The following is a 25,218-nucleotide window of genomic DNA, read 5'->3' as shown; positions in this document are numbered from 1 at the left end:
GCAATGACCCCTGAAGGCGTTTGGTGGACGCGTCAGATCTTCGGCGTGAAGTTCTACATCCTGTTCCTGCTAGTCGCCGGCCTGCTCGCCCTCGGGTACTTCGGGCGTGGCTTGGCGATCTGATCTCCTCACCCGAACCAGGGCCGCATCAGCGACGACGCGAGCCGAGAGCCCCATGAAGGAGACGCCACGACGGTCGGCTCCGGCAGCGGATTAGATTGGACAAGCCGAATCTCAGCTGCCTGTCCCACAGTTAAAGGTCGATTAAATTCAAATGAATGAACGAATGGATTGTTTTGTACATTGTAGAAATCGCAATACCACCGGTCACGAAATAATCAAAAACACGATATTATGCATAAAATTTGACCTTTTGATCATTATCCAAGTCTGACATAAATTAAAGTTTAATCAGGGCGCCTTGTCTGTGGAACCTTACACTGTCACGGCTTCCTACGTAGTACGAGGGGTGCATCAAATGCTCTCTGATACAATATCAAATCAAAAAAGTCTTGGTATTCAAGACGAGCAAGGGCAGCATTTTCAAACACTTGATTTATTGCGGGGTATTGCGGCTATAGCTGTCGTAATATATCATTTTTCTAGTCGAATCAATTACGCCGGCTTAATGTACCATGGATATTTGGCTGTAGATTTCTTTTTCTGCCTCAGCGGCTATGTCATATTTCGATCTTACTTTCATAAATTTTTATCGATGAAGATTACTACAGGCCAGTTTATTGTCAGGCGCCTTGTAAGACTAATGCCGCTTATATTACTAGGAAATCTTATTGCTGCGTTCACAGATTTATTTAGGCCGGGAACCTATAGCATCCTAGAGCATGTAATAAATATAGTTATTGTATTGATAATGAGTTCGTTTTTACTTCCGACATTGTATAAAACTAGCCTAGAAGAAACAACATATCCCCTTAATGGGCCTGTTTGGTCTTTGTTTTTTGAATTTTTCGCAAATATTGTATTTGCTTTGATTGCTCGACTTCGCTTTTGTAAGTCGATTATGATGTCAGTATGCGTTCTATCATTAATTCTATTAATCCATGCGTCATTAATTACAGGCAGCGTCCACTTTGGCCCTCATATTGAATTTTTTCTACTCGCGTTTCCGCGAGTATTCTTTTCTTTCTTCATTGGCGGCCTACTGAATTACATTAATTTTAAAATCAAACCAACAAAATGGCCGGTAAGTGCGATATTGATAATCTGCATATTCATAATTCCCAAAATTGAAAACACGACTTTAAGCGCAACTTTCGATCTCGTTTCAATTGCATTTATATTTCCACTTATTGTATATTTAGGCGCAAATCATGCGAATGAGGCAAATAAAGAACTTGCTTCTGTGAGTGGCGATTTATCTTATCCGTTGTATTGCATTCACTACCCGATAGTCAGAGGATTTAGTGTTATCATTCGCCATTTTGCACTATCCGAAGCGGTTAATATCATCATTTCAATATTATTAACATGCATAATATCGGCATTATCCTTACTGATATTCTATTTATATGATCTTCCTATTCGGAAAAGACTTAGCGAACAGCTTTTTAGTTCAAGACAGCTTATAAATCGCTAGGTAGATACTCGCAGTGGATAGGCGTGAAGGTCGGGCGGGCATAGTTGCCGTTGAAGCCCCCACTTGGCCCCGTTCGACATCTAATTGCTCGAATCGACGGCGACCACGCGCATCTCGTTACAGCCGGGACGGTAAAATCCGACGCGCCCGCCTTCTATGGTTCGGAGTATGCCGCGCGCGCCTATCAGGCTTCGCTCACGCCGGAGCGTGCCCCGGCGATGGTCGAGGGCAGGACGGACGAGGTCGGGATCGGCACGTCGGCCGGCCAGCGGAAGGACGTGAACTCGGAGCGCTTGAACGCTGCCACCGAGACCTTGTCGCCCTGGTTGCCGCCGAGCAGGAAGACCTGATCCTTGTTGGCGCCGACCACGAAGCCGACGTGCCCCTGCCATGAGGAGTTGCCGCGCTTCTTTGTGGCGATGCAGCCGAGGACGGGGCCCTTGAGGCCAACGCCCCAGGACTCGTAGGATCGTGCGGCGAGGCTGCCTGACGGCTTCCGGCCGGCGCGCTGGAGCATCGCACCGACCAGGGCAGCGCACCACGCCACAGCATCATCCTTGATGCCGGCGAAGCCCGCGTCCGCGAAGTAGCGGACCACCTTCGGGTTGTTCGCCTTTCCGATGCCTTCGACGGTTCCGACCTCGTCGGCCGCCAGGGTAAGCCATGCCGGCTGGTCGGGTTCGGCCTTCTTCGCGGTCACGTCGACGTTGCCAAGAGCCTTGATGGTGAGCGGTCCGGCGATGCCGTCGGCGATGAGTCCGGCGGCGCGTTGGAAGGCGGTCACGGCTGCGATCGTCTTCGGCCCGGCGTCACCATCGGCGCCGGAAGGCCCGAGGTCATAGCCGCGCGCCAAGAGAGCGCGCTGAATATCAGCGACGGTCATGGGTCTCTTCTCTCGATTGTGGGGAGTTGCGCGGCGACCGGCCGGTACGGGGATGGTAAGCCGTCCGGATGGATCAGCTTCTACGACTGACGATCATCTTGAGCCGATGGACACGGCGGCGCTGGACGAAGACCGAGGCCATCGTTGCCGTTGTCGTCATCTCTGTCGCGTTGGCTCTCGCGCTCATCGAATGGGCAGGCTACTGGCCCGAGATGTTGAAGGCAGAGAAGGTGCGGCGAGCACCGATGCGGTTCTGAGCTAAAGTTAGAAATCTGACTTTTGATACCGTCCGCACACGACCCCTTGCCGACCCTCGGAAGGTCCGCTCCAAAGCTGTTGAGGCAGAGGCCAACGTCCGGGTTGGGTGGTTTTCTGCGTGTCCGGTTTCGTGCCGATCATTGGCAAAGCGGACGTTAGCGTTCGCCCGGTGTGGACCCCGAACGGTCCCTCACGATGCGCAGTCGGAGCGTACCGTCACAAACATATTCCTGATCTTTGAGAACCAGACAGGGTTTCCAGGCGCGAGCTGCCCAGGGCAGGCAAACCGCACGATACCTAGCCAACCTGTCAGGCTTTCGGTCGTTTAGCGGAAATAAAAAAAGGGGCTGCCGTCAGACAGCCCCTCTGAGGATGTAGGTGAACGTCAGACGACGAATGACCCGTTATCCAAGGTCTGATGGCCCTGGAGGAGAACGGCGAAGTCAGCCGTGCCATCTCCATTGGTATCGCCTTGTACGAGGGTGTTACCCCCACCGAACTTCGTCCGCAGTTCGCCTGCCTGACCGGAGAAGGCGTCCGTTCCAATGAACTGGAAGCCCTGGTCGCCGGCCTGTCCGAAGTCCGCATCGATCCCGCTGAGGTCAATACGATCACCTGCGGCGAAGTCGAAGTCCTTGATGATATCGCGTCCAGCAACTTCGATGTCGCTATCAGTGATAGCCTTGAACACGAAGGTGTCGGCACCATCACGGCCGTAGAGGAGATCGCGGCCGTCATCGCCGTAGATCACGTTGTCGCCGGCATTGCCGTAGATTTGATTCCGGCCAGCATTTCCGCTGGCGGTTAGGTCTTCGGAGCCATTGAGCACCAGCTTTTCAATGTTGGTTTCCATCGTGTAGCTGACGCTGGATCGAACGGTGTCGAAGCCTTGGCCCGACTGTTCGATGGCCTGATCACCTGCATCGTCGATGACATAGGTGTCGTCGCCGTTTCCGCCGCGCATGACATCGGCGCCGGTTCCACCAACGAGGACATCATCGCCATCGCCAGCGTTAAGGCGGTCAGCCCCGGCCCCACCATCGAGACGGTTGTTACCGCTATTGCCGATGAGGCTGTTGTCGCCTTCGTTGCCAGTGGCGTTGATGTCGTCGGATCCAAGGAGAAAGACGTTCTCGATGTTGGCGCCAAGAGCGTAATCGACCGCCGAGCGAACGGTATCGTTCCCTTCGCCGACACCTTCGTTGACCTGATCACCTGCTGAACCCACAAAGTACATGTCATCGCCGGCACCACCGGTCATAACGTCGTCGCCGTCGCCGCCGATGAGGAGATCGTTACCAGCACCAGCCGTGATCAGGTCATTTCCTTCTCTGCCAGCAAGACGGTTGTCACCGATATTGCCTGTGATGCTGTTATCGAGGGCGTTGCCGGTTCCATCTATGGCGCCGGAGCCTGTGAGGGTGAGGTTTTCGACGGTGTCGGACAGGGAGTAGGTGATCGAGGACAGAACGGTGTCGGTACCTGCGTCAGCGCCTTCGACCACCGTGTCACCGAGGGAATCGACGATGTAGCTGTCATTGCCGAGGCCACCGATCATGGTGTCGTTACCGGCACCGCCGACGAGGAAGTCGTTGCCGGTTCCGGCCAAGATCGTGTCGTTGCCCTGACCCGCGTTGTAGTAGAAGTCCTGCCCGGCGCGGAAAGGCGGGAAGAACGTCAGCGCGTCGTCACCGCCGGTCCCCAGAACCACACCCTCGAACGTATTGCCGCGCTGAGTGCCCGAGACGAGGTCGCGTACGTCGAAAGTGATGCCCTGCGTCCCGGCGACGAAGGTGATCCCCTCATCGTCGTAGCGGGAGACGGGCCCGGTCAGATTGCCGTCAGCATCCTCCGCCTGGACGCGGACGGCGAAGCCGCCATCCTGGTTGGTCAAGCTGCCGGCATCGTTGGTGTTGCCATTGCCCACCTCGGCCGAGGTGAAAGTCAGGCGAACGTTACCGGTACCGCCGTCGAAGCGGTCGAACCGGACGGTGTCGTTGCCGTCGCCGAGATTCACCTGGTCACTGCCGTCAGTGTAGACGTTGACGCCGAAAGTGTCGTCGCCGCCGCCGCCAAAGACGGTGTCGATCCCGGAGCCGCCGCTGATCGTATCGTTGCCGCCACCTGTCGAGATCACATTGTTACCGCCGCCGCCAAAGACGACATCGTCCGCCGATCCGGTGGTGAGCGTGTCGTTTCCGTTTCCACCCGTCAGCTGCGCCCGGACATTGCCAGTATCGACGACATTGTCACCGGTATCGGACAGGTTGAAGTTCACCGACTCAAAGCCATAGATCACGGTGCCATCGGATGCCCTGCCCGTCCCATTCTCATCAAGCGTCAACTTGATCGGGGTCGCCGAGCCGACAACTGGTCCGTTGAAATTGAAATTCACCGACAGAAAATCATTGCCTTCGCCGCCGACCAGCCGATCGAGCTTGCCGCCAGTAACCGTGTCGTCGCCAGATCCGGCGCGAACGATATCACGGACCGGATTGATTGATCCTGCGAAAATATTGGCAGGACGATCGACTGAGTCGATGGTGTCATTGCCGCCGAGGCCATTGATGGTGTCTTCTTCTTCGGTGCCGGTCAGGAAATTGTCGCCGTTATCGCCATTGATCGTAGCCATTTCGTCGTCTCCCTAGCTCGCAGCCTGAGATGCACGTGCGGCTCACGGGTTTGCGGCGACGCTTATACGCATGGTTAACCATAAAGGTTTCAGGTCGAGATCATAAGAATGAGTAACTATTGATAGTGGCCTTAGTTGTGACATTTCTAAATGTTGCTATTTAGACTGCTGCAAAATTACTACATAAATTTCGCAGTGGTTAGGGATTAAATCGACCAGTTATTTCTTATTGGAGGCGGGTAGACCATTTCTGGGCTTGCCGAGGCAAGAACGCGATGATGAGAACCGCGATGTTTCTTAACGTCCAACACGCGAACGTCCGCTTCCGAGGACGGCAAGGACCGGCAGCTACGGCAAAGCTGAGTCGGCAGCAGTACGTCCGCTTCGGGCTTGACGGCCAGGGTCCGCTCCCCGCCCTTCTCGGACATTCAGCGATGGGTACCAAACGTTAGATTTTGACAACTAGCTCGCAGCGAAATCCTGCTGTCAGCCCGTGAGGGTCCGACGGGGTCGCAGATCAGAACACTTCGACCTGCCGCAGCAGCCGCCGATAGACGGCGATGTTGATCCTGATGTTCTCGGTCACGGATGGCTTCCACAGCAGGCGGCCGTAGCGGGCCGCACGTTTCACCTGGACCGGCACGTCGAGGACCACGTCACTCGACGTCAGAGCCGCGAAGCTCTGCGTGGCCGGGACGAGGAGCGTGCTGTTCACGCCCGATCCGGAATAGACGCTGCCCCGCAAGACGGTTGGGGCCGAGGTCGCCCCCCAGAACGTCACCGTGTCGATGATGTAGGTGTCCTGGCCGTCCTGCGTCGCCATACCGAGCTCGATCTCGGTCGTGGCCGAACAGTCGACGCCCTCGGCGGTCATCAGCACGCCGTCCGGCATGTTCCAGATCGTCAGCGGGCCGTCGACGCCGTCGTTGTTCTCGATGCGGATGCCACCCCGGCCGTGGATCGGCAGGCCCATGAGGAGCGGGTTGTCCTTGGTGCCGCCCAGCTGGAACACGACGCCCCGGCCGGGGACGGAGATGACGCCGCCACCGCCGCCCGCGCTGCCGAAGCCTGCGAATATGCCGCTCATACCTTCAACCCCAGGCTATCGACGATGGCTTTGATCTTGGCATACGGCACCTCGGAGACCGGGATGCCGTCGCGGACCGCGACGTAGAACGCGATGGCGCCGGCCTCGCCGATCGACATCCAGGTCGGCTCCATCCGAAGCGAGCACATGACCGTCTCGGTAACCGCAGGGCACCCGATTTCCAGCATGTTCCGGATGATGCCGGGCGGCGGCTTGAGCGCGGCGAACGGCAGGTTCCAGTACGTCCGACCGTCCTGGACGTCGTCGATCATGTCCCCGTCTTGGGTGTATCCGCCGCCGGGGATGGTCGCATGGCACTTGGCGTGGCTGTCGGCATGGTAGCCGCCGCGCCCCATCGGTTCGAGGACCGTGCCGACGGCCGACCGGCCGATATTCTCGAAGGAAACGACACCCGCCGCCCGCATCCGGTGGCTGGTCCGGACGTAGAGATGCGCGGACCAGCCGCGCTGCCCGTAGAACTCGGTGACGTTGTGGTTATGAGGCAGGCCCCAGGTCGCCATGTTCGCCTTGAGGGCCGGGTTCACCCGAGACGAGGTCTGCGCGAGGTAGTACCAGCCGGCGGTGTAGTAGTAGTGCCACGCCCAAAATGCGCGACGCTGCGCCTTCGTCTTGCAGCGGGTGTAGTCTCTCGGAGATCCCCACTGCGAGCCACCGTTCGTCGTGATGCAGTAGGCATCGACGTATTGGCCCGAGGTGATGCCCTCGATCGTGGTGTATTTGCTGCCGCGCTCGTTGATCCAATCCTCGAAATCGGCCTCGCGAAAGGGCAGGCCATCGGGGCGGGTTGGAGCCTGGAGCGGCAGGCGCTGCGGATGCTGGGAAAAGGTCGAGCGCCAGTTGTAGGCCATGGTCCGAAGGTCACCGATGCCTTCGCCGACGATGGTGTAGCCCTGGTTTTCGCGGACGATGTCGCCCTTGGCGTTCAGCACGGCTGCCGCCACCGTGTTGCGGTTGTTGCTGTAGGCGCCGGCCAGCACCTCATTGAAGGTCGCCCGGTTCTCTGAGCGGCCAAAGGTGTAGGGGACCCTGGCGGCCCGCCCGAGCTCCGCACTGTAGGAGGCCGAGGCGAACTGCTTGGCGCGGACCTGACGCCCGTCCGCGAACGTGACGACGCCGCCGAGCTTCGTGAACTGGTCGATCTGGAAGTCGACGATCTCGATGTCCCAGAAGGTCTGGATGCCGGTCAGCATCCGGTCGCGGGCATATCGCCCCCATTCCGGCAGGTAGCGGCGCGGCAGATCCTGATACCGGCCGTAACCGCGGACCTCGGCGGTCGGCGGCGTGGTGGTGCTGTCGGCCGGCGTGCCCACGACCGCGCCGTCGGCGATGGCAGCCGTCTCGCAATCGTAGAAGAACTGCCGCCCGACGCCGCTCAGGGTGTCGGAGCTCGGGCCGACGCCGACATAATCCGGCAGGCCGAGACCGCCAGTCAGCAGGCCGCCCGGCCACTGCGCCTCGTCCGCCATCGCGACGGACAGGCCGAACTTGCGAAGCCGCGCGCCACAGGCCAAGCCCGCCCCGCCCGAGCCCATGATGAAGACGTCGACATCTGCAACGATCGCCATGGGTCAGGCCCCCAGCGCGGTGTGGAAGGCGGCAAAGGCGTTGTAGAGCTTCGTCACCTGGTCATCGGTGGGGATGGTCGGCGTGTAGAGCGACATCTTCATGGGCGTCGTCTCGCCCTGCTGGATGCCGGAGCCGGTGTTGAGCGCGCCGATGGCGAGGGTCTGGGAGCCGCCGGTGGTCTCGTTCACCGTCTTGGCCACGTCCTGCCGATAATCACCGTTGCGGTAGTAGCGGAAGTTGTCCGCGTCCCGACGGACGTAGCCCTTCAGGCCGCCGTAGCCTGGGATACCGGTCAAGATGCTCGATCCGGCGCCGGTGTAGACGGAGTCCGCCCCACTCGACCGATCCGGGTTCAGACGGATGACCGTGTTGCCGGCGGAGACCTTCGCAAAGTTCTTGAGGGTGGCGTCCGTCCAGGCGAACAGCGCATGGTTGGGAAGCGCCGCGACAGTCGGCTTGACGAGGGAGTCGATCGCATTCGAGCCGTTGAACAGCGTCCCCGAGAAGGACGTGTCCGGCTGGATGGTGTTGTCGCCGAGCAGGATGCGGCTGAACGTGTTGGTGCCCGACCAATTGATGAGGCCGTCGAAATTGCTCGGGGCCGACCCGACCCACAGGTAGCCGCCCTTGGCGCAGAGATCGATCCAGCCGGCATCGTACAGCGCGTTGTAGAGGGTGCCGACGGCTGATGTCTGCGGAGCCGTCATCGCCGTACCGTAGCGGGCCAGATGCTTGGCGGCCCGGTCAGCGGCGTTCGGATCGAGGTTGATGGTCGAGGTGAAGTCGCAAGAGATCGACGACCCATCGGTGTCGGAGATGATGCCGATGCGACCCTGCGGGAGAACGTCGAAGTCGCGCCCCTGGCCCGGACCGAAGATGTACGACCCGCCATCGGTGAGGCTCGCTACGACGCCCCTGAACGCAACGGCGATGTAGGCAGTCCGCGATGTGTTCTGGATCCGGAAATTCTGGATGATCGCGGCCCCTGCCGGAGCGGCAATGAGGGTGCCTTCGGCCTTGGAGGCGGTCTTCGGCCCCTTGAACCAGTAGACGGGTGGTGGTGCCAAGTAAGCCTCCAATTGTGCAAAGGAGTATTTCTTGATGAGCTTGACGCTGTCATCGAAGATGAAGATGCGGTCTTCCGGCGCGATGGCGTCGGCCATATCGGGAGCGCTGGTCAGGCTCTGGGACGACCTCTCGACGCTGAGGACGTCGATGGCGCCAGTGCCCTTGCCGCCGGGGATCAGGTTCACGCGACGAGTGTTCGCGGGCAGGTCGACCGTGCCGAGGCCGGCGACTAGCGAGGCGCGGAAGGTGTAGCTCTTGAAGCCCTGCGCGACCGTCAGCGGGTCGGCAGGAAGGGCCACGGTGCCATTGTCGGTGCCGTCGGCCTTGAAGCACGCGAAGACGAAGACCGGGGCGTTGTTGGCCGGGTTGGCGGGGGTCGTCGTGTCGTCGATTCCCCGCTTGACTACGGCCTTGAACTCTTCGACCTGAGTGTCATCGAGCGGGATCTGCGCGATCGGCCGAGCGGACGCGACGCCCGTGATCCGGAGAGCCGGCCCCATGGTCGTTGCGACGATGCTGTAGGCCCCGCTTGCCACCAGCGGTGCGGCGGCCGACGAGGTCGCGGCGATGGATGCCGTCCACGTCCGGGGCGCCTCGCCAGGACGGCCCCAGTAGCGGGTGGTGCGAACCGCCGCGCCGTCGGCGACGAGGTCAGTGCCGTTGCTGATGCCGCCCAACGCCTCGACGGTCTGAAGGCGGGTGTTGATGTTGGTGATCTGGTTGGTGAAGCCTTCGGCGGTCGTGAGGCGGCCTTCGATCAGCGCAATCCGCGCCCCGACAAGGCTTGTCGAGCCAAGCAGGATCGCCTGCAGACGATCCAGCCCCATCCGACCCGTCGTTGGCGGACCATCTCCATTCAGCCGAAAGTCGCCGATGAACTCGAAGAGATCACCGACGGGCAGTTCCGTCGTAAGCGGCATGCACAGGGTCTCCCGCGCGCCATCGCTCGCGAAAGCGAGGCGGCGTCAGGTTGCTCGGATGGTGGTTGGGTGGTTCAGATCACCGGCGCGAAGGAGCAGGCCCAGGCCAGCATTCCCTTCGTGGTGTCGCCCGCGTACGAGATCGTGCTGGGGGCGCTGCCCAGGTTGAGGCGATCCTCGATCGCCATCGTCCCAGACGCCCCCGTCGATGCGGACGTGTTGGCCGTGACGATGAGGAGCCAGAAGTCGACCGAGACCTTCTGAATGGTCGCGGTGACGCCGCTGAACGTGGTCCCGCTCGGGGTGCCGACGCTGATCGTGCCGGCCGAGAGGTCGAAGGTCGTCCGCACGTAGTCACCCGCTCCGGTGCCGGAGCTGTTGATGAGGTCGATACGGCCCGCGGTTCGGCCAGCCGCTTTGACGCCCCAGACCGCACGGAGCTTCGCGCCGGAGGTCAGCCCGGTCGCCTTGTAGGCCGCCGTGTGGATTCCGGTGGCCGTCGTCTCCGAGATCATCGTGGCGGCGTTGCCGTCTGGCCCGGTGCCATTCAGCGCTGCCGTTGCCGCGGTCTTGAGCCAAACGGCGTTTGTCAGGTCGTTCGGGAACTGTGTGATGTTGCCCGGCTGCGTGACGTAGAGCAGCGACTGCGATGCGCTGGGCCCGCTGGAGACGCCCGACCCGTTCAGCGCCGTCAGCCACCATGTGATGTAGCCGAGCGAGACCGTATCGGTGAGGGTGTCCGTCTGGTTGGGATCGACCGCCTTGCTGACGCTGAGGCCGCCGTCCGCGAACACCTTTCCGAAGCCCTGCGCGCGAAAGAGTTGAACGCTGCGGGCGTTGCCGCCGGACTGTTTGATCGCGTGGTTGACCGTCGTCCCGGCGAGCGTCGCCGAGGTGTAGGTCGGTGCCGAGGGAGCGACGTTGTCGGCGGTGGCGCGGATCGGCGAGCCCGATGCCGCCACGAACGGGCTGATGTCCGCCCCGGAATCCGTCGAGAGCGCGCCCTGGACCTCGTAATCCGTGCCATCCACCAGCGGACCGGACGCGATCGAGGTTCGCCCTGATGCGTTTAGCGGGAGCGTGGTCCACGCGGTGGCTCCGACCGATCGATAGCGACCGACGAGCGAGAGGTCGTCCCGTACCGGTGTCGAGCAGGTGAGCTGCAGATAGACGATGCTGGTCGTGCTGCTCACCGCAGCGCGCTCGACCGCAACGACGAGCCCGGTCGGGGACGGCGCGTCGGTGGCGCCGACGGTGTGCGTGGCGAGCGCCGTGAGGTCGCCGGCTGTCCCGCGCGTGGAGACGCCGCGGGCCTGATACTCGATCACGTCGTTCTTGGCGTAGCCGGCGAGAAGCACACTGCCCGCACCCGCCAGGCCGGCGCTCGTCAGCCACGTCGTGATGCCGACCTTGCGGCTGAGTACCTGGAAGGTCGCGAGCGGCGTCGTGCCAGAAGGGTTCGGGCGCAGATTGACGACGACCGGATAGGGGTTGTCGGTGGTGGCGAGGCTGGACGCGGACGTCCCGGAATCGACGCTGACGACGATCGGCGCGACGGGGATGCTGACGGGCTGGTCCACCACAGCGCCAGCGCGGCCGCTCCATGCCGGCGGCACGTCGGCGGCGACGAGCGCCTCGATCTCCGGCGCGTGCGGGATCAGCGTGAGCGCCGCGGTGAAGTCCTTTTGGGGCTGGATGCCCTTCACGGTGCACGACTGCGAGACCCGCGTGGCTTTGCCGAACATGATCAGATCGTCGTAGGCCGGCAGCGTGCCCGGACCCGTGAGGATCAGCACGTTCGAGGTGCCCGCCACCGTCTGGACCGGGAACACGTTCGAGGTGCCGTCGGTATAGCGGACGCGGGCGGCGTAAAGCTGTCCCGCCTCCATGGTCAGCATCTCGTCGACGACGATGCCGGAGTTGGTCACGGTGACCACGCGGGCGGAGGTCTGGTCGCGGTCGAGAACGTCGTGCGAAAGCTCGACCCGATCGCCACGGACGGGCACTAGGCTCTCAAAGTCCTGGTTCACCGTGAAGGTGTCCAGCCGAAGCATGATCTCGTACTGGCGCTTGCGGGCCTCCTTCCAGACCTGGGCCGGGTTGGTGATGCCGGGCAGTTCGAGCTTCTCGATGACCTTCGGCTGACCGACGAAGCCGGGCCACGGTACGATCCGCTCGGCCTTGATGTAATTGTTCGTCTCGTCGAGGAAGCTGACACGGAACGCGTCGGGGAAGGTCAGATAGGACCGCTCGCCCTTGAAGCCCCAGCTGTTTCGCGGGGTGATGTGCGCGACGATCGTATCCAGCGCCCGGTCGATGACGACGCCCCAGCGGTCGCCCTTGTCGTGCGGACTGGCCCTGCCGGCGGCGGCGATGTCGGAGAGCACGTCGAGGACGGATGCCTCGTAGTCGTGGATCCGGTTGTAGGTCAGGCCATTCACGGCACAGTAGACGTGCCAGGCCCCCAGCGCGTCGACCTCGTCGACCGTCAAGGGATAAGCGCCGGCTGGCCCCGTCAGCACATGCCGGAACAACGAGGCCGGGTTCTGGGTCTCGCGCGCGATCCACGTTCCGGTCGCGACGTCCCAATCCGGGCAGATGCAGAAGGCGTCGCAATTGTACTCGTCGAGCGTGCCGTTCAGCTGCCCGGTCGCACGGATGCGCACGGCGGACACCGCCAGTGGAACGTCGAAGTTCAGCGGGTATTCCGGCCGGAAGGAGCGCAGCGCCGTCCATTGCGATCGGCCAGTGCGTTGGATGTCCTTCTTCGAGAAATCCTGGTCGGGCCTGTCGAAGTCGCCGCTGGTCCGCGTGATCTCGATCTCGTAGAGGCCGCGCTCCGGCACGTCGTACGGGAAGGTGCGGGTGAATGGCTTGCCCGAGAGCTTCGCGAAGACGGAGATCGGGATCGTGGTCCAAGCCTCCGTCCCGACCTTGCGGTAGCGGAGCGTGAAAGTGACGCCGACGCTGACCTTCTTGCCGTCCTTGTCGACGCCGCCGAGCCCGCCAGGGAAGCCGATATCGATCGAAAAGCTTGAGACATCCGCCTTCGTGAACCGGGTCTGCGGACCCGCACCCGGGCCGCCGTTCAGAAGCTCGATCGACAGGCCCCGCTCGACGATCTGACGCGGCGTCAGGGTCAGCGGAGCATCTCCGACCCGTCCCTCGCGATGCTCGGCGGTGACTTCTTGGTATCGCTCGATCGGCGTCTCACCGATGCGATGGTTGCGCACGGCGAGGGGGCCGTAGCCGTGGATGAAGAGGGCTGTGACGAATCGGTCGTCGCCCACCGTTTCCGTGTAGGGCAGCATGCCGTAGGGCGGCATCGATTTGTGGAAGCCGAGGATGGCCGGCACGACGCCGTCGGGCTGCGCCTGGTTGCGCAGCCCCTGGATGCCGTAGGTCGCCGCGTCCTTCTTGTCGCTGCGGACCGGGATCAGGGCGTTGATGAGGAGCGTGCCGGCGAGCAGCGTCGTCGTCGTGATGGTGCCGGACAGGATCGTGCCGAGCGAGCCGGTGCCGACGCCGCCGAGACCACCGAACAGCAACTCGCCGGCCAGCATCGGTCCGTAGAACTGGCCCGCGGCGACGGCCGCCACGGTGAGGGCGATCAGCAGGACGTTGCGCAGGATGTCGCCCTGCGGCACCACTCGGATCAGCACCTGCATGCCGGGCTTCGGCTTCACCGCGTGCCACAGCGCCTCGGCGATCGGCTGCCCGTTGATCGTGACCCGGAAGTATGCCCCGCCCAGCCTGCGCCCCGCCGGCATCGCCTCGGCGACCATCTGAGCGATGCTCTGGCCCGGCGCGACCATGAGATCGACCCGGCCACGGGTCGGATCCAGCAGGTGAGGCTGAGCGAGAACGCGGACGGGTGCGTTCATCAGGCGGCTTCCATGACCGGGTCGAGGATCCGCGCCTTGTGCCGGTATGCCCCGACCAAGCGCGATGCCCACCGGCCCGTCGTGAAGTCGACGAGGCAGCTGTCCTGATCAGTGTCGATGTGGAGCATGCGCCCGCCGCCGATCGCAATGCCGACGTGATGGGTGAGCCCGGCGCGCTGGAAGACCAGGATGTCGAAGTCCTGGACGATCTCGAACTGCGCACCTGCGGCATGCACCTCGACCCACGGCCCCGCAGCCGACGTGTTCTCGGCGAACACCGCAGCGACCTCGGCCCGCTCCGTTAGCGACGATACGGCAGCGGCGTAGTCCGGCACCTCAATCCCGAGCTGCTCGGCGTAGACGAGGCGGGCGAGGCCCCAGCACGCGATACCTTCGCGCGTGAGCCCGCGGGCTCTCCACGGGAGCCCGACATAGTCGGCAGACCAATGCATGAGATGCCTATGCGTTGAGGCGGTGAACGGCGAGCGTGACGGCCATGCAGACGCAGACCGTCGTGGCGACTTGCGCCCCGTCGGCGCCGAGTGATGCCGAGGTGACGGCGGACACGGCCGCGATCAACGCGGCTTGCGCTGGGCTCACGGAAACAGGCTGGGGAACCGGCTCGGCGACATGCGCCCGGCCGGCCAGGGCTCGGAGGTGTAGGGTTCGCGCGAGATGTCGAGCGACACGGCGTCGGCGTCGTAAGATGCCTTCACGCCGCGAAGGTTGGTGTAGCGGGCCTCGATCGTGTCCGGCGACAGCGCCATGACCACCGTCAGGTCGATCCGCGCCGGCGACGAGATGGCCCTCAGCGGAGCCGCCATGTCGGGCGCCACGTTCTCGAAGGCCAGGGTGGTCTTCGGCGGCGTGTCCTTTTCGTCGTCGGGCATGATCGCGCCCATGATGACAAAATCGTAGTCCTGCCCCTGGTGGCGGGTGCCGTAGCGCAGCGGGTCCAACGAGAACCGCATAGTCGGATCGCTCGACAGGTAGACGGGCGCCGGCAGGCTCGAATGCGTGATCTTAATCAGCATCACCGGCCCGTCGTCGGTCGTTGAGGCGTTCATCGCCTTGCGGGCGTTCAGCGAGATCAGGCGGCCCATGAGTACAGCACCGTCATAGGAACCGGGACGACGAAGGACATGCCGCGCGTGCGGGTGCCGACGTTCGGGCAGGTGCCGCCGAACTGGACCAGCCACCACTTCGCGTTCAGCAGCGGGGCGCCGTTTGCCGTCAGGATCGGCATGCCGCTCTCGGTCAGGATCGGAATTCCGCCGCGCGTCTGGTCGGGAAACCAGAACGGACGAACGCCGCCGCCGGTGTCGACGTCCCAGAAGCGTTCGAGGATGGTCATCTGCTCGGCGTCGATCTTGATCGAATGCTGAACCGGCTTGCCAACCGACGAGGATCCGCGTCGCAACTTCGCCGGCCCCCGCTCGGGGGCGGTCTGTAACCTGCCTTCGCGGAAGCCCTCATTGTAGCCCTCGGCGAGGACACGCTGGGGCAGGCTGGCCGGCCAGAGAGGGATCATCGGGTGGCGACCCTCTGCTGGCTCATGGCCTGCTGCCCCTGGCGGGTGCTCGCGCCCTGAACGAAGGCTTCGCGGATGAGGATTTCGGGACGCTTGCCGCCGCGGCCGTCGGGAACCTCGCGCTTCTCGACCCGCGCGCCCTCGAACTGGTTGATCACGTTCAGGTCGATGGACTGAGCGCCGGTAGAGTTGGCAGGGCCATCGAACTTCGGCACGTAGCCGGCGGCAAAGCGCGGGAGCCGGTTCTCGTTCATGGCCTTGATCATCGGACCGAAGCGCCGGGTGGCATCAGCGTTGACGATGGATTCCCCGTTCGAGATCATCGCCAGGATGCTATCCGAGGTCCCGGTGCCGGGGCCGTAGACCACACCCTCAGGCGTCATGCCGGTGGCGAACTTCGGCAGGATGCTGGTCAGAAAGGTGCCGATCGAGCCGCCGTCCTTGCTCGACCCGGCGAACATCATCGAGATCGCGCTATCCAGCACCTTGTCGGAAAGGCGCGAGGCCAGACGCCCAAGGGCGTTGGTCATGGCGGTGGACAGAAATGCGCCCTGCATCAGGTCGATCTTCAGATCCTTGAGGAATCCGCCGGTCGTGCTCTTGGTCTCCGACAAGCGCTGAAGATCGCGCAGGCGGTCATAGTAGGCGTCGAACTCCTTGGTGCCTTCCTCGGCATAGCCCCGCGCGCCCATATAGACCGACTGCTCCTCGGAGGTCCGGCCGAGGGCGCCGTAGGCGTTCGAGGTGTCACGCTCGAAACGAGAGGACAAGGCGGTCGAGGAAGCCTTCTGACGCGCATCAGCGACACCTAGAATGGCGGATCGTTGCGCCTGAAGTTCTGCTGTCAAACTGGAGACGGGCGCTTTCAGCAACTCTTCTGCAGTTTTAAACCGGACGCCAATCTCCTCACCGTTTTCGCGGGCGGCATTCAACTGATCTTGGACTGTCCGCAGGTACTCTTGGCGAGATGCGCTCTGGTCGTAGGCAGCCGCCTCAGCGCGGATCGCAACGACGCGCTCATTGGATGCCCGCGCCGGTGCGTTGTTCCCGGTCGCGCGCTTCTGCGCATAGTCCAAAACGTCCTGAACCGTAGCGGCGCCGTTCTTGAACACCTCGGGGTTCTTGGCGGCGGCGGCTCGATCGACAGAGGCAGCGTTGGCCGACGGGTCGGCGTCGAGGAACTTCTTCGCACTGCCGGGCCCGAGGAAATACCCAAGCTGTGCATTCCGAGGTGTTCCAGCATAGCCAGTGTCCGTCAGCTCCTTGGTAATCTGCTGAAGGTAGATCCCAATGTATTTTTCAGAGATCGGCCGGTTCGTGCGCAGCTGAGCGATCGTGTCATCCGCGATCTTTTGGTTGGCGCTGGCCGCATCGATCTCTGCAGCAGCCTCAGTGTCGTAGCGGCGAAACAACTCGACGAAGGTGCTTTTCAGGAACTGTCCGGCACCTAATGCGGACGAGCGCTGGTTTTTTGCGTAGTTGTTGCCTCCGCTCTCAGCCGCAATGGTAGTCGCAATTGAATCGTTCGGGATCACCGTAGCGCGGATCACCGCCTGACGGTTCTGCGCAGCCAGGGCTGCGAGGGCGGCTGTGCGCGCTTCGTTCAGGCTCTCGACCGACACCGTACGCCGGCCGGCGTCGCCAGCCTTCCGCGACTCGATGAGCTGATCGTACTGATGGTTCAACTGCGCAACGGCGAGGGAATAGCCCTGTAGATCGCCCGTCGACTTAGCAAAATCAGCCTGCTTCAGGGCAGTCGCCGCAGCGTCGCCGCCCTTCGCCATGTTGGCGCGCATTTCGGCGATCTGTACGTTCAGAGCCTTGTAGGTCTCAAGGGCTTCCTGTGCGCCTACGTTGATCTTCGGATCGGGGCTGAGCAGCATCGTCGACAGCCCGTTGCCGATCCTCTTCTGAACGGCTTCCAGCGCCTCGATGCCGGCAAGCCCGGGATTGACGAGTTTCGTGGCGCGGGTCGACTGGTTGGCGATGTCATCGGCCTGGGCCCGCGCCGGAGCGTTGCGTGCCGTATCGGCTTGCGCCTGCAGGTCGGCCACGACCTTCCGCTGACGGGTCGCCTCAGCCTCGTAGAGGTAGGAATTTGACTTGCTGCCGTATTTCGAACGAGAGGCTTCGAGCTCGGCCAGCCGCGCCTGAGCGTCTGCGATCCGCTTCTCGAACGTGTCGGTGCCGTCGCCGAACATCGCCTTACCGATGAAGTTGATGTTGTCGGAGAACCCCTGCTTCGTCCGCTCCCATTCGCGCGAGAGGCCGCCCATCTGGGACGAGGCCTTGGTCAGGGTCGCCGGCAACGCGTCGAGGATGACTTTGACGGCGCCCGTCTGGTCGCCGGCCGCGGCCAGCTTCTTCGCCATCTCACCAGCGCCGCCGCCAAGCGGGCCGAGCTTCGCCTCAAGCGCATCGACGCCCGTCGCGACGTTGGCCAGAGCGCCGGCCAGCTCGCGGGTCGCGTCGGGAATTTCCTGCTTGGTCGTGCTGGCGTAGTCGCGCTGGATCTTGATGAGGTCGCCGAAGAACTGTGGCGCGATCCGACCAGTAGAGGCGTAGACGCCCGCCATCTCGCGCGCGGACGCAACCGATACTTCACCCTGGCGCGCCGACGCCTCGGCCGTGGCGTTCAACTGAGCCACCGTGGCACCGCTGAGGCGGCCGATGCCGTTCAACGACATCTGAGCCTCTCGCTGGCCCGCCGAATAGGTGCTGTAGGCGTAGGCGAGCGTGCCGCCGATCGTGCCGATGATGGCGGCCGTCGCGGTGAGCGGTGTTACGAGTTTGCCCACCGCCTCGGCGACGCCCGACAGGACACCCGAGACGCCACCCTGTCCCGGCCCGAAGGTCTGCATGACCTGGCCGCCCTGCTGGAGCAGGATCGTCAACGGAGATGCGCCGCTCGCAGCGGACGCTACCACGTCCGACACCTGATAGGTCAGGTTCTGCAACTGATCCGGACGAAGGCCACCGGTGCGCTGGCGCTCGGTCGTCTTGGAGAACTCGTCATAGGTCATGCGAGCCTTAGCCACGGCGGCGGTGTGCTCGGTGACCTTGATCGACCCCTTCGCCAGCAACTCGTCGGCATTGGCGACAGCCGCATTCATGCGCAGCTGCGCCGCGCCGAGCGGGTCGATCACGGCGCGCAGGGCTGTCGCTCGCTGCTCAAGATCCTGATGGGCTCGGGCTGCCTCTTCGAACACCTCAGCCGAGGCGCGGGCGGACTTCGCAGGAGCTGCGTCGATCCCATAGGCGGACGCGACGTTCGCCTGCGTGCTCGCCGCCATCTGGGTCGCGCGAGCATCGCGGATGGTGGCGTTCCTGCGCTCCGCCTCCTCGGCGGCGCGGAGCTGCTGCTCGAAGACGCCCGCCGAGCTGCGTGCTGATGCGCTGGGGGCTGTATCGACGCCGAGCAGAGAATTGATGCTAGTCTGCGCGCGTCCGGCGGCCTCCGCTTCCTTCGCGGCTTGTGCGAGGCGCTGGAAGCGCTGGACCTGCCGATCGGACGCGGCGCTGGCCCGATCCATCGACACGACGACGCCATCGAAGGCCTGCTTTCCAGCCGTGCCCGTATCGTCGAAGACGCGCTTTACCTCGGCCCCACCCTCGACACCGAGGCGGATTGCAACAGATTGGGTCATCACGCCTCCAGTTTGAGGGGTTCGGGCCGGATAGGTCTTAAGTGTCTTGCTCAGCCTTGGCCTGATAGGCGCCCATGATGACCGCCTCGACCGCCGGCAGGCATTCGGCAAGAAGCGCGGACTTCGCGCCCATGGCGTCGGCCATCATCAGCACGGCGGTGAAATCGAGTCCGTAGGGCGCGTTATTCCCATACCGGACCTGGGCGCCGCATGCTCTGATGACCGCCCAGGCGCTGATCCCGTCGGCAGTCTGAGGTGCGCTCTCAGTGTAGGGGCACGCCTCGCACTGGACCTTGCAGGCGGCGCAGTATTCTTGACCCTCGTCGGCAAAATGCCACTCGGCGAGGGCCTTCAGGCGTTTTTTTCCCGCTCCCGGTCGAGCGCCGGGCCGACATAGTGGCGGTCGAGGGCGTCGTAGGCGCGCCAGTCGTCGAGCAGCAGGTCGATATGCTCGGGCGTGACGACGATCACGGCACCATCGGAGTCGCCAACCCCTTCCCACTCCACGATCCCGGCATGGGCCAGGGACCGGACGAGAGCGATCCCAGCATGGGTCCCGACGTTCGGATTGCCGGCCTCGGCATCCGCCTCCGACGCCACCCGGTTCTCTAGGAACACCTTACCCGCCTCGTCGCGTCCGATCAGCACCATGGCGACGCTGATCGGACGGACGCGGACGCGCACTCCAGGGAGCAGATCGAGCCACGCGAGGTCGGTGGCAGCGGGTTTCAACTTGAGCATGCGGGACTGGCCAAAGGTGCGAGAGGAATTGGAGGGAGTGGGCGTCAGCCCGTGTAGGCGGTGACGTTGTTGACCAGCGTCGCGGGGACGGACTTGCCCAGCGTCATGTCCTTGGCCGCCTGGAACGCGAAGGTGGCCTGGACGCCGTTCGGACCGGTGACGGGCGTCTTGGCGCGCGGCAGGTAGACAGCATGCGCCTTGATGATGAGCGTGCGCGCCGAGTCCGTGACCCAGCCGAAGGTGAGCTCCACCGGCAGGCCCGACGTGGCCTGATCCAGCAGGACGGTGTTCGCGAAACGGGTCACGATGGAGCCCGTCATGCCGACCATGCCCGCATCGGCATCCTCGATGCGTCGGTCACCGCGAATGACTTCGACCTTGTCGAGTTTGTTCGAGTAGGTGAACTCGGCCGAGACAACGGAGCCGAGCGCAACGCCGCCGCGGGTGATTGCACCCTGGAACGGCGAGAAGCGCTCGACCGAAGCTTCCAGTGGCGTGCCGGAGCCCGAGGCGACGAGCTTGTTCTCGCCCTGGGCAATGAGGCCCAGCGTCGCCGTCAGCAGGCCGGAGCGCTGCATCTGGATCCGCATGGTGTTGCCGCGAACGCCATAGTTCTGGCCGTAGCTTGGCACTTCGGGCAGGCCGATCTCGACCGTCGCCGACGGCAGATCGCGCGCGCCGGACGTGAAGACGTGGGTGTTGACCGCACCGGCCGTGGTGGTCGCCGGCTCGCCCATGAAGAGACGGAGCCAGTTGCCGAAGTTGCGCAGGTCGATCGGCACGACGACGTCGCCGTCGTTGTTGATGACATCGCGCGAGGGGGGCAGCATCTCGCGGCCGTAGCCGAGAAGATCGTCCGCGATCAGACCCTGCTCCTCGCCGAGGTTCGACGAGACGAAGGGCAGCTTGCGATACCCCGTCGTCGGCGGGGTGCCGTAGGTGGTTTCAAACGCAGCCGTCATGATGGCGTTCGCGCCGCGGGCTCTTGCCATGGTCGTCTCCTCGGGATCGGATCAGTTCAGGGGATCGGTGGTGCCGTAGACGGCGATGAGGCCGACGAGGGCGGACCGGGAGACGGGCGCGCCGTCTGCGGTCAGGGGCTCGGTGACGGCCGCCTGGACCATCACGTAGTCGCAGAGGCCACCGAGCGTCCGGTCGGCCGCGACGGCCTCACCGACCGCCTGCATCATCTTATCGAGGCGCTCTTCGGCGGAGACCGTCCGGGTCGCATTGGCCGCGAACTCCAGCGGGATTTCGTGCTTGTAGATCCAGATGGTCGGGCTCAGCGTCACGTCGGGTTCGCCCGGGTCACCATCGTCGACGTTGACATAGCCGCCAGCCGGAATCGTCTGCTGCTTGACCTCGTTACGGTAGTGGGTCGCCTTCGGCAGGGCCGCGGCCACCAGCGCCACGACGGCCTGGATCACCTGTTCGCGCTTGCTTGGCATCAGGGCGTCCAATTCGCGGCGATGGCGCCGGGGATGCGGTCTGCCCAGCGCTTGGCGGTGGCGTCGATGTCGAAGCGCTTCCGCAGTTTCACCTGCTTCACCAGGATGAAGATCACGACGAACTGGCGCCCCTTCTCGGGACCGCTATCCTTGATCGCGCGGAATGACTTCCGGCCCTGGTAGCGGCGCGCCTGGCGCCGGTAGAAGGCATCGGCGACCAGCACCCCACCGGTGCGGGTCGGGATGAAGCGCAGCTTGACGCCGGTCTCCCGCTCCCAGGATGCCGGGCTCAGGGTGTTGTCGGTCGAGCCCTTGGAACGGCGCTTCGAGATCTGACGGACGCCGGCCTCGGGCGTCGGGATGGCGAGGTACTTCCGCCCGCTCGCGACGATGGTCGCGCCACGGTCGAAGGCGTCGATCAACTTCGGGGCGTTCGTGCTGACGAAGGCGGCAGCGTCGACGCTCTCACCTGTCTTCGGGAAGGTCTGGCCGCGCCAGGTGTTCGCGAGGCGCTGGCCGAGCCCAGCCGAGGTGACGTCGTCGCGCAGATCCTGCTTCAGGCCACCCTCGACCTCGCGCATGGCGGCCGTCACCGACTTGGCAATCTGGACCTCCGCGCCGGACAGGGCCTGCCGGATGTCGGGGACGGTGGCGCGGTATCTCACGGCTCGTCCGTGTCGTCGGGCTGAACGGCCGCCACCTCACAGGTGCGGACCAGCCGCCGAGTGTCGATCTTGGCCATGCCGATGACGATCAGCGTCTCGGTGACCTCGCCATCGTCGTCGAGCAGGTCGACCGCATCGCCCTTCGCCGGTACGGCCACCTCGGAGAGGCGCACGTCGATCAGCGTGGCGTTAAGATCGAACTGGTTGCCAGCAAGACCAACGACGGCCTCGGGCGATTTTCTGATGACGCGGACGGAGACCCCATCGGAGCCACCGCCCGCGCGCCAGATCGCATCGATCGCAAGGTTCGGGTCGTCGAAGATAGCATCGACGCCCATTGCGAACGCATCCATCAGGCCGCGCGCAGCGCCGTGATGATGTCGGCCTTGGTTCGGGCTGCCGAGATGTCGACACCCTTCTCCTTGGCGAGCGCTTCGAGGTCGGCCTTCGACTTATCGTCGAGGCCGTCGGTTGAAGCAGGGATCTCGGCCTCGGCCGACGGCGAGGAACGCTGGAGACCGTCGACGGCAAAGCCGCCCTTCTTGGCCTCCTCCCCATGTTTGTCGGGAAGGTCCCCGATCCAACCACGCGGGGCGGTGACCTTCTCGCCGTGCTCGTTCTTGTAGGAGAACGCCTTGATGATCCGGACGTACATCGAGACCTACCTCAGGTGCGCGTGAGCTTCACGATCACATCCGGGCGGAGGCAGATCGGAAGCACGTTGGACTCGGTGTGAATCTCCTGGCCCTTGCCGTGGGGCAGGTCATCCGTGGAGACGAACACCTTCGTCGAGGGCGGGATGTTCGCCTCCTGGATGGTGTCCGGGGGCGCGAGGTAGCGCTTGAACAGTGGCGTCCCAAGCGGGAGGGCGATGGCCTCGTTGTCGCCGACGGCGTCGCGGGTCACGAAGGTCCCGTCTGCCTGACGATAGCGGAAGTCCTCGTCGATCCGCTCGATGGTGAGACCCGCGAACACGAAGCTGTCGGCGACATCGTCGCGGGCAGGATTCGGGGTCGGGCCCGCATAGTTCTTCAGCGCCTCCTTGACGCTGGCATGGCCAACGTAGCGGTCGAAGAACTCGGTGCCGGCGAGGACACGCACACCGCTCGACGGCGTGCCGCGCAGGGCCTTGCGGATCAGGGCCTTGGTCGCCCGGTTCTTCGACGCGACATCGGCCGAGGCGTTGTCGAGGTCGAAGTCGACGACGCTCTGTGTGATCTCGAAGGTCGAGAATAGGTCGCAGAGGACCCGGCCCGTCGCGTCGAGCACCAGACCGTTCAGGGCGCCCCAATCGAGGTGGTGGTGGGTGGCATCGTGCTTGGCCCGGATCAGCTCCAGCTTGCCGTTGTAGATGTTGGCGAGCGTCTGGAGGGCGTAGCCGTTGCCGTAGACGAGCAGGTTCTGCAGGTCCGAGGGCGTGATGGCATCGTCGAGCGGGAAGTGCGGGATGCGAACCAGCGCCTCCTGCCGGTCGGTGCCCATGTTTTTGTTGCTGGGACCGCCGCGCTCGCGCGCCGGGATGATGGTGATCTCGCCTTCCTCGATCGCGATCACGGCGTAGGTCGTGTTGATCGGCGTATCGGTGAAGATCCCCAGCTGCGCGGGGCGGCCGGTGACGTAGGGCGGGATGTTGACGGCCTCGGTGAGGCGGTCGGCGGCGAACTCCGGCGCGCGGAGCAGATCGAGAGGCGTTGGCATTGATCAGACTCCCATACGAGCGACGACGCTCTTGGCTTCGAGTGCGGCGAGAGCGGCCGACTGCTGGGTTGCGGTGATGCCCGCCGGCCATTCGAGGGCCTGGAGGACGACTTCGGCGTGGCGAGCGAGGACGACAACGCGCTGATCGGCGCCGGTGGTGTCCACGTTTTCGAGCAGGATGACGGCGGCGGTCTGCGATCCGTCGGTGGCGGCAGGCGCCAGCTTCGTCAGCTTGCCGGTCGTGGTGATGCGACCGAGCACGACACCGGGCCGAAGCACGCCCTGGCCGGCGGCGAGGATGCCCTCGTCGCGGCTGATGCGGTTCCGACCTTCGGTCTTCACGACGTCCGAGTCGGTCTTGTAGGAGAGGGTCTTGAGAGCCATGGGTCGATCCTCCTCAGGCCTTGCCGCCGTGGCGGCGCTTCATGTCGGCGACCAGGTCGACGGGCTTGGGGGCTTCAGCTCCGGCCCCGGTCTCGGGTCGGATGTGCGAGGAGATCGCGGTTTTCTCCTCGGTCGCGCAGATCGCGTTCAGCAGGGCGTCGCTGATCTCGGCGGGGCTCTTACCCTCGGCCAGCATCTTCGTGCCGAAGTCGGCCGCGATGGTCGGGTCCTTCTTGCGGGCCAGCGCGACACGCTCGCTGACGTTCGCCACCGTCTGAATGCGATCCTTGGCCTGGGCCACGGTCACGCCTTCGGTGATGAGGCTTGCGGCCATCGCAGACACGCCGGCTGCGACGCAGAGGGTGACGATCTCGGCAGAATTGGCGCGAGACACGCTAGTCGTGTCGGTGACGGGCTTGGTGCCGTCGACGGCCGCCGCGAGAGCAGCACTCGGGTTCGGAGGAATGACGGGCTCGCTGCCCGCCTTGTCGTTCGCCATGGGGGTCTCCTTGTGGCGGGGGGAAGCGGCGGGCACGGCCGCACTCGGGCGAATGCGCTTTGTCCAGGCGCGCTGGTCGGCCAGGGCGACGAGGCGCTCCGGCGGATGGCTAAAAAGGCGGTAGTCGAAGGCGGTCGGCTCCGGCTCGGCGTCATCGTTGGCGGCGCGAGCCAGGGTCCGGTCGGCATAGCCGGCGGCGACAGCCTCCTCGGGCGTCATCCAAATCTCGGCCTGCATGTCGGCCCGCGCCTCGGCGACTGTCTTGCCGGTGCGCTCCGAGTAGATGCCGGCCATGGCCGTCGCGAGCGCAGTCAGTGCCCGGATCTGAAGCTGGTGGTCCTCGATCGTACCGAAGGTGAACCCTGAGGGGTCGTGCACCATCATGAGCGCGCCGAGCGACATGACGATCTCGTCGCCGGCCATGGCGATGACGGACGCGGCCGAAGCCGCGATCCCCTCGATCACGATGACTTTGCGGCCCCTGTGACCAGCGATGGCCGCGTGGATGGCCGCGCCCTCAGTGGCGATGCCGCCGCCGCTGTTCAGGCGGATCGTGACATCCTGATCGCGGCCGACCTGCGCCAGCGCGAAGATGACGTCTGCCGAGGTGAAGCAGTCGTCCCAATAGAGATCGCCGACCGTCCCCGTGAGGATGATCTCATTCCCATTGACCAGAGTGGCCATGGTGC

20 protein-coding genes are annotated in these 25,218 nt (G+C 63.7%); 1 reads left to right on the top strand and 19 read right to left on the bottom strand.

Annotation, left to right across the window (positions count from 1 at the left end):
• Positions 1–478: 478 nt before the first annotated feature.
• A complete protein-coding gene (locus tag A3OK_RS23635) occupies positions 479–1,597 on the top strand; it encodes an acyltransferase (RefSeq protein WP_081631200.1) in 1,119 nt (372 codons plus the stop codon).
• 184 nt (positions 1,598–1,781) lie between these two features.
• Here A3OK_RS23635 and A3OK_RS0115080 read toward each other — a convergent pair whose 3' ends face one another.
• From A3OK_RS0115080 to A3OK_RS0114975, 19 genes are all read right to left on the bottom strand, one after another.
• Entirely contained in the window at positions 1,782–2,480 is a 699-nt protein-coding gene (locus tag A3OK_RS0115080; RefSeq protein WP_019905724.1) for a TIGR02594 family protein, read from the bottom strand.
• 643 nt (positions 2,481–3,123) lie between these two features.
• Positions 3,124–5,370: a calcium-binding protein gene (locus tag A3OK_RS23355; protein ID WP_019905722.1), complete on the bottom strand. Its 2,247-nt coding sequence runs from the start codon at positions 5,368–5,370 to the stop codon at positions 3,124–3,126.
• A gap of 517 nt (positions 5,371–5,887) precedes the next feature.
• Entirely contained in the window at positions 5,888–6,457 is a 570-nt protein-coding gene (locus tag A3OK_RS0115065) for a hypothetical protein (protein WP_019905721.1), read from the bottom strand.
• Positions 6,454–8,043 carry an FAD-dependent oxidoreductase gene (locus A3OK_RS0115060; RefSeq protein ID WP_019905720.1) on the bottom strand — a complete coding sequence of 530 codons (1,590 nt, stop codon included), beginning with the start codon at positions 8,041–8,043 and terminating at the stop codon, positions 6,454–6,456. The genes A3OK_RS0115065 and A3OK_RS0115060 overlap by 4 nt, the downstream gene beginning before the upstream one ends.
• A 3-nt stretch (positions 8,044–8,046) precedes the next feature.
• Positions 8,047–10,032: a hypothetical protein gene (locus tag A3OK_RS0115055; RefSeq protein ID WP_019905719.1), complete on the bottom strand. Its 1,986-nt coding sequence runs from the start codon at positions 10,030–10,032 to the stop codon at positions 8,047–8,049.
• Positions 10,033–10,106: 74 nt separating this feature from the next.
• Positions 10,107–13,916 carry a host specificity factor TipJ family phage tail protein gene (locus tag A3OK_RS0115050; RefSeq protein ID WP_019905718.1) on the bottom strand — a complete coding sequence of 1,270 codons (3,810 nt, stop codon included), beginning with the start codon at positions 13,914–13,916 and terminating at the stop codon, positions 10,107–10,109.
• Complete coding sequence (locus tag A3OK_RS22850) at positions 13,916–14,368, bottom strand: NlpC/P60 family protein (protein WP_019905717.1); 453 nt, start codon at positions 14,366–14,368, stop codon at positions 13,916–13,918. Before A3OK_RS22850 ends, A3OK_RS0115050 begins: the two co-directional genes overlap by 1 nt.
• A 144-nt stretch (positions 14,369–14,512) precedes the next feature.
• Entirely contained in the window at positions 14,513–15,019 is a 507-nt protein-coding gene (locus A3OK_RS0115035) for a hypothetical protein (RefSeq protein ID WP_019905715.1), read from the bottom strand.
• Positions 15,007–15,447 (bottom strand): hypothetical protein, encoded by a 441-nt coding sequence (locus A3OK_RS23350; protein WP_019905714.1) that lies wholly within the window; start codon positions 15,445–15,447, stop codon positions 15,007–15,009. The genes A3OK_RS0115035 and A3OK_RS23350 overlap by 13 nt, the downstream gene beginning before the upstream one ends.
• Complete coding sequence (locus A3OK_RS0115025) at positions 15,444–19,094, bottom strand: phage tail length tape measure family protein (protein WP_019905713.1); 3,651 nt, start codon at positions 19,092–19,094, stop codon at positions 15,444–15,446. The genes A3OK_RS23350 and A3OK_RS0115025 overlap by 4 nt, the downstream gene beginning before the upstream one ends.
• A 351-nt stretch (positions 19,095–19,445) precedes the next feature.
• Complete coding sequence (locus A3OK_RS22840; RefSeq protein ID WP_036302323.1) at positions 19,446–19,835, bottom strand: hypothetical protein; 390 nt, start codon at positions 19,833–19,835, stop codon at positions 19,446–19,448.
• Between the two features lie 44 nt (positions 19,836–19,879).
• Positions 19,880–20,827 carry a phage tail tube protein gene (locus A3OK_RS0115010; protein WP_019905710.1) on the bottom strand — a complete coding sequence of 316 codons (948 nt, stop codon included), beginning with the start codon at positions 20,825–20,827 and terminating at the stop codon, positions 19,880–19,882.
• A 21-nt stretch (positions 20,828–20,848) separates the two neighbouring features.
• The gene (locus tag A3OK_RS0115005) at positions 20,849–21,283 is read right to left on the bottom strand and encodes a hypothetical protein (protein ID WP_019905709.1); all 435 of its coding nucleotides are present in this window, start codon (positions 21,281–21,283) and stop codon (positions 20,849–20,851) included.
• The gene (locus A3OK_RS0115000) at positions 21,283–21,948 is read right to left on the bottom strand and encodes a DUF6441 family protein (RefSeq protein WP_019905708.1); all 666 of its coding nucleotides are present in this window, start codon (positions 21,946–21,948) and stop codon (positions 21,283–21,285) included. Before A3OK_RS0115000 ends, A3OK_RS0115005 begins: the two co-directional genes overlap by 1 nt.
• A complete protein-coding gene (locus A3OK_RS0114995) occupies positions 21,945–22,286 on the bottom strand; it encodes a hypothetical protein (protein ID WP_348625425.1) in 342 nt (113 codons plus the stop codon). The genes A3OK_RS0115000 and A3OK_RS0114995 overlap by 4 nt, the downstream gene beginning before the upstream one ends.
• Positions 22,287–22,300: 14 nt before the next feature.
• Entirely contained in the window at positions 22,301–22,603 is a 303-nt protein-coding gene (locus tag A3OK_RS22835) for a hypothetical protein (protein ID WP_019905706.1), read from the bottom strand.
• A gap of 11 nt (positions 22,604–22,614) precedes the next feature.
• Complete coding sequence (locus A3OK_RS0114985) at positions 22,615–23,646, bottom strand: major capsid protein (protein WP_019905705.1); 1,032 nt, start codon at positions 23,644–23,646, stop codon at positions 22,615–22,617.
• Positions 23,647–23,649: 3 nt separating this feature from the next.
• Positions 23,650–24,030: a head decoration protein gene (locus A3OK_RS0114980; protein WP_019905704.1), complete on the bottom strand. Its 381-nt coding sequence runs from the start codon at positions 24,028–24,030 to the stop codon at positions 23,650–23,652.
• Between the two features lie 13 nt (positions 24,031–24,043).
• Positions 24,044–25,213, bottom strand: coding sequence for a head maturation protease, ClpP-related (locus A3OK_RS0114975; RefSeq protein ID WP_019905703.1), 1,170 nt, complete (start codon positions 25,211–25,213; stop codon positions 24,044–24,046).
• Positions 25,214–25,218: the final 5 nt, after the last annotated feature.

Source organism: Methylobacterium sp. 77 (assembly GCF_000372825.1).
Lineage (GTDB): Bacteria > Pseudomonadota > Alphaproteobacteria > Rhizobiales > Beijerinckiaceae > Methylobacterium.
This window is presented reverse-complemented; position numbering and strand designations above follow the sequence as displayed.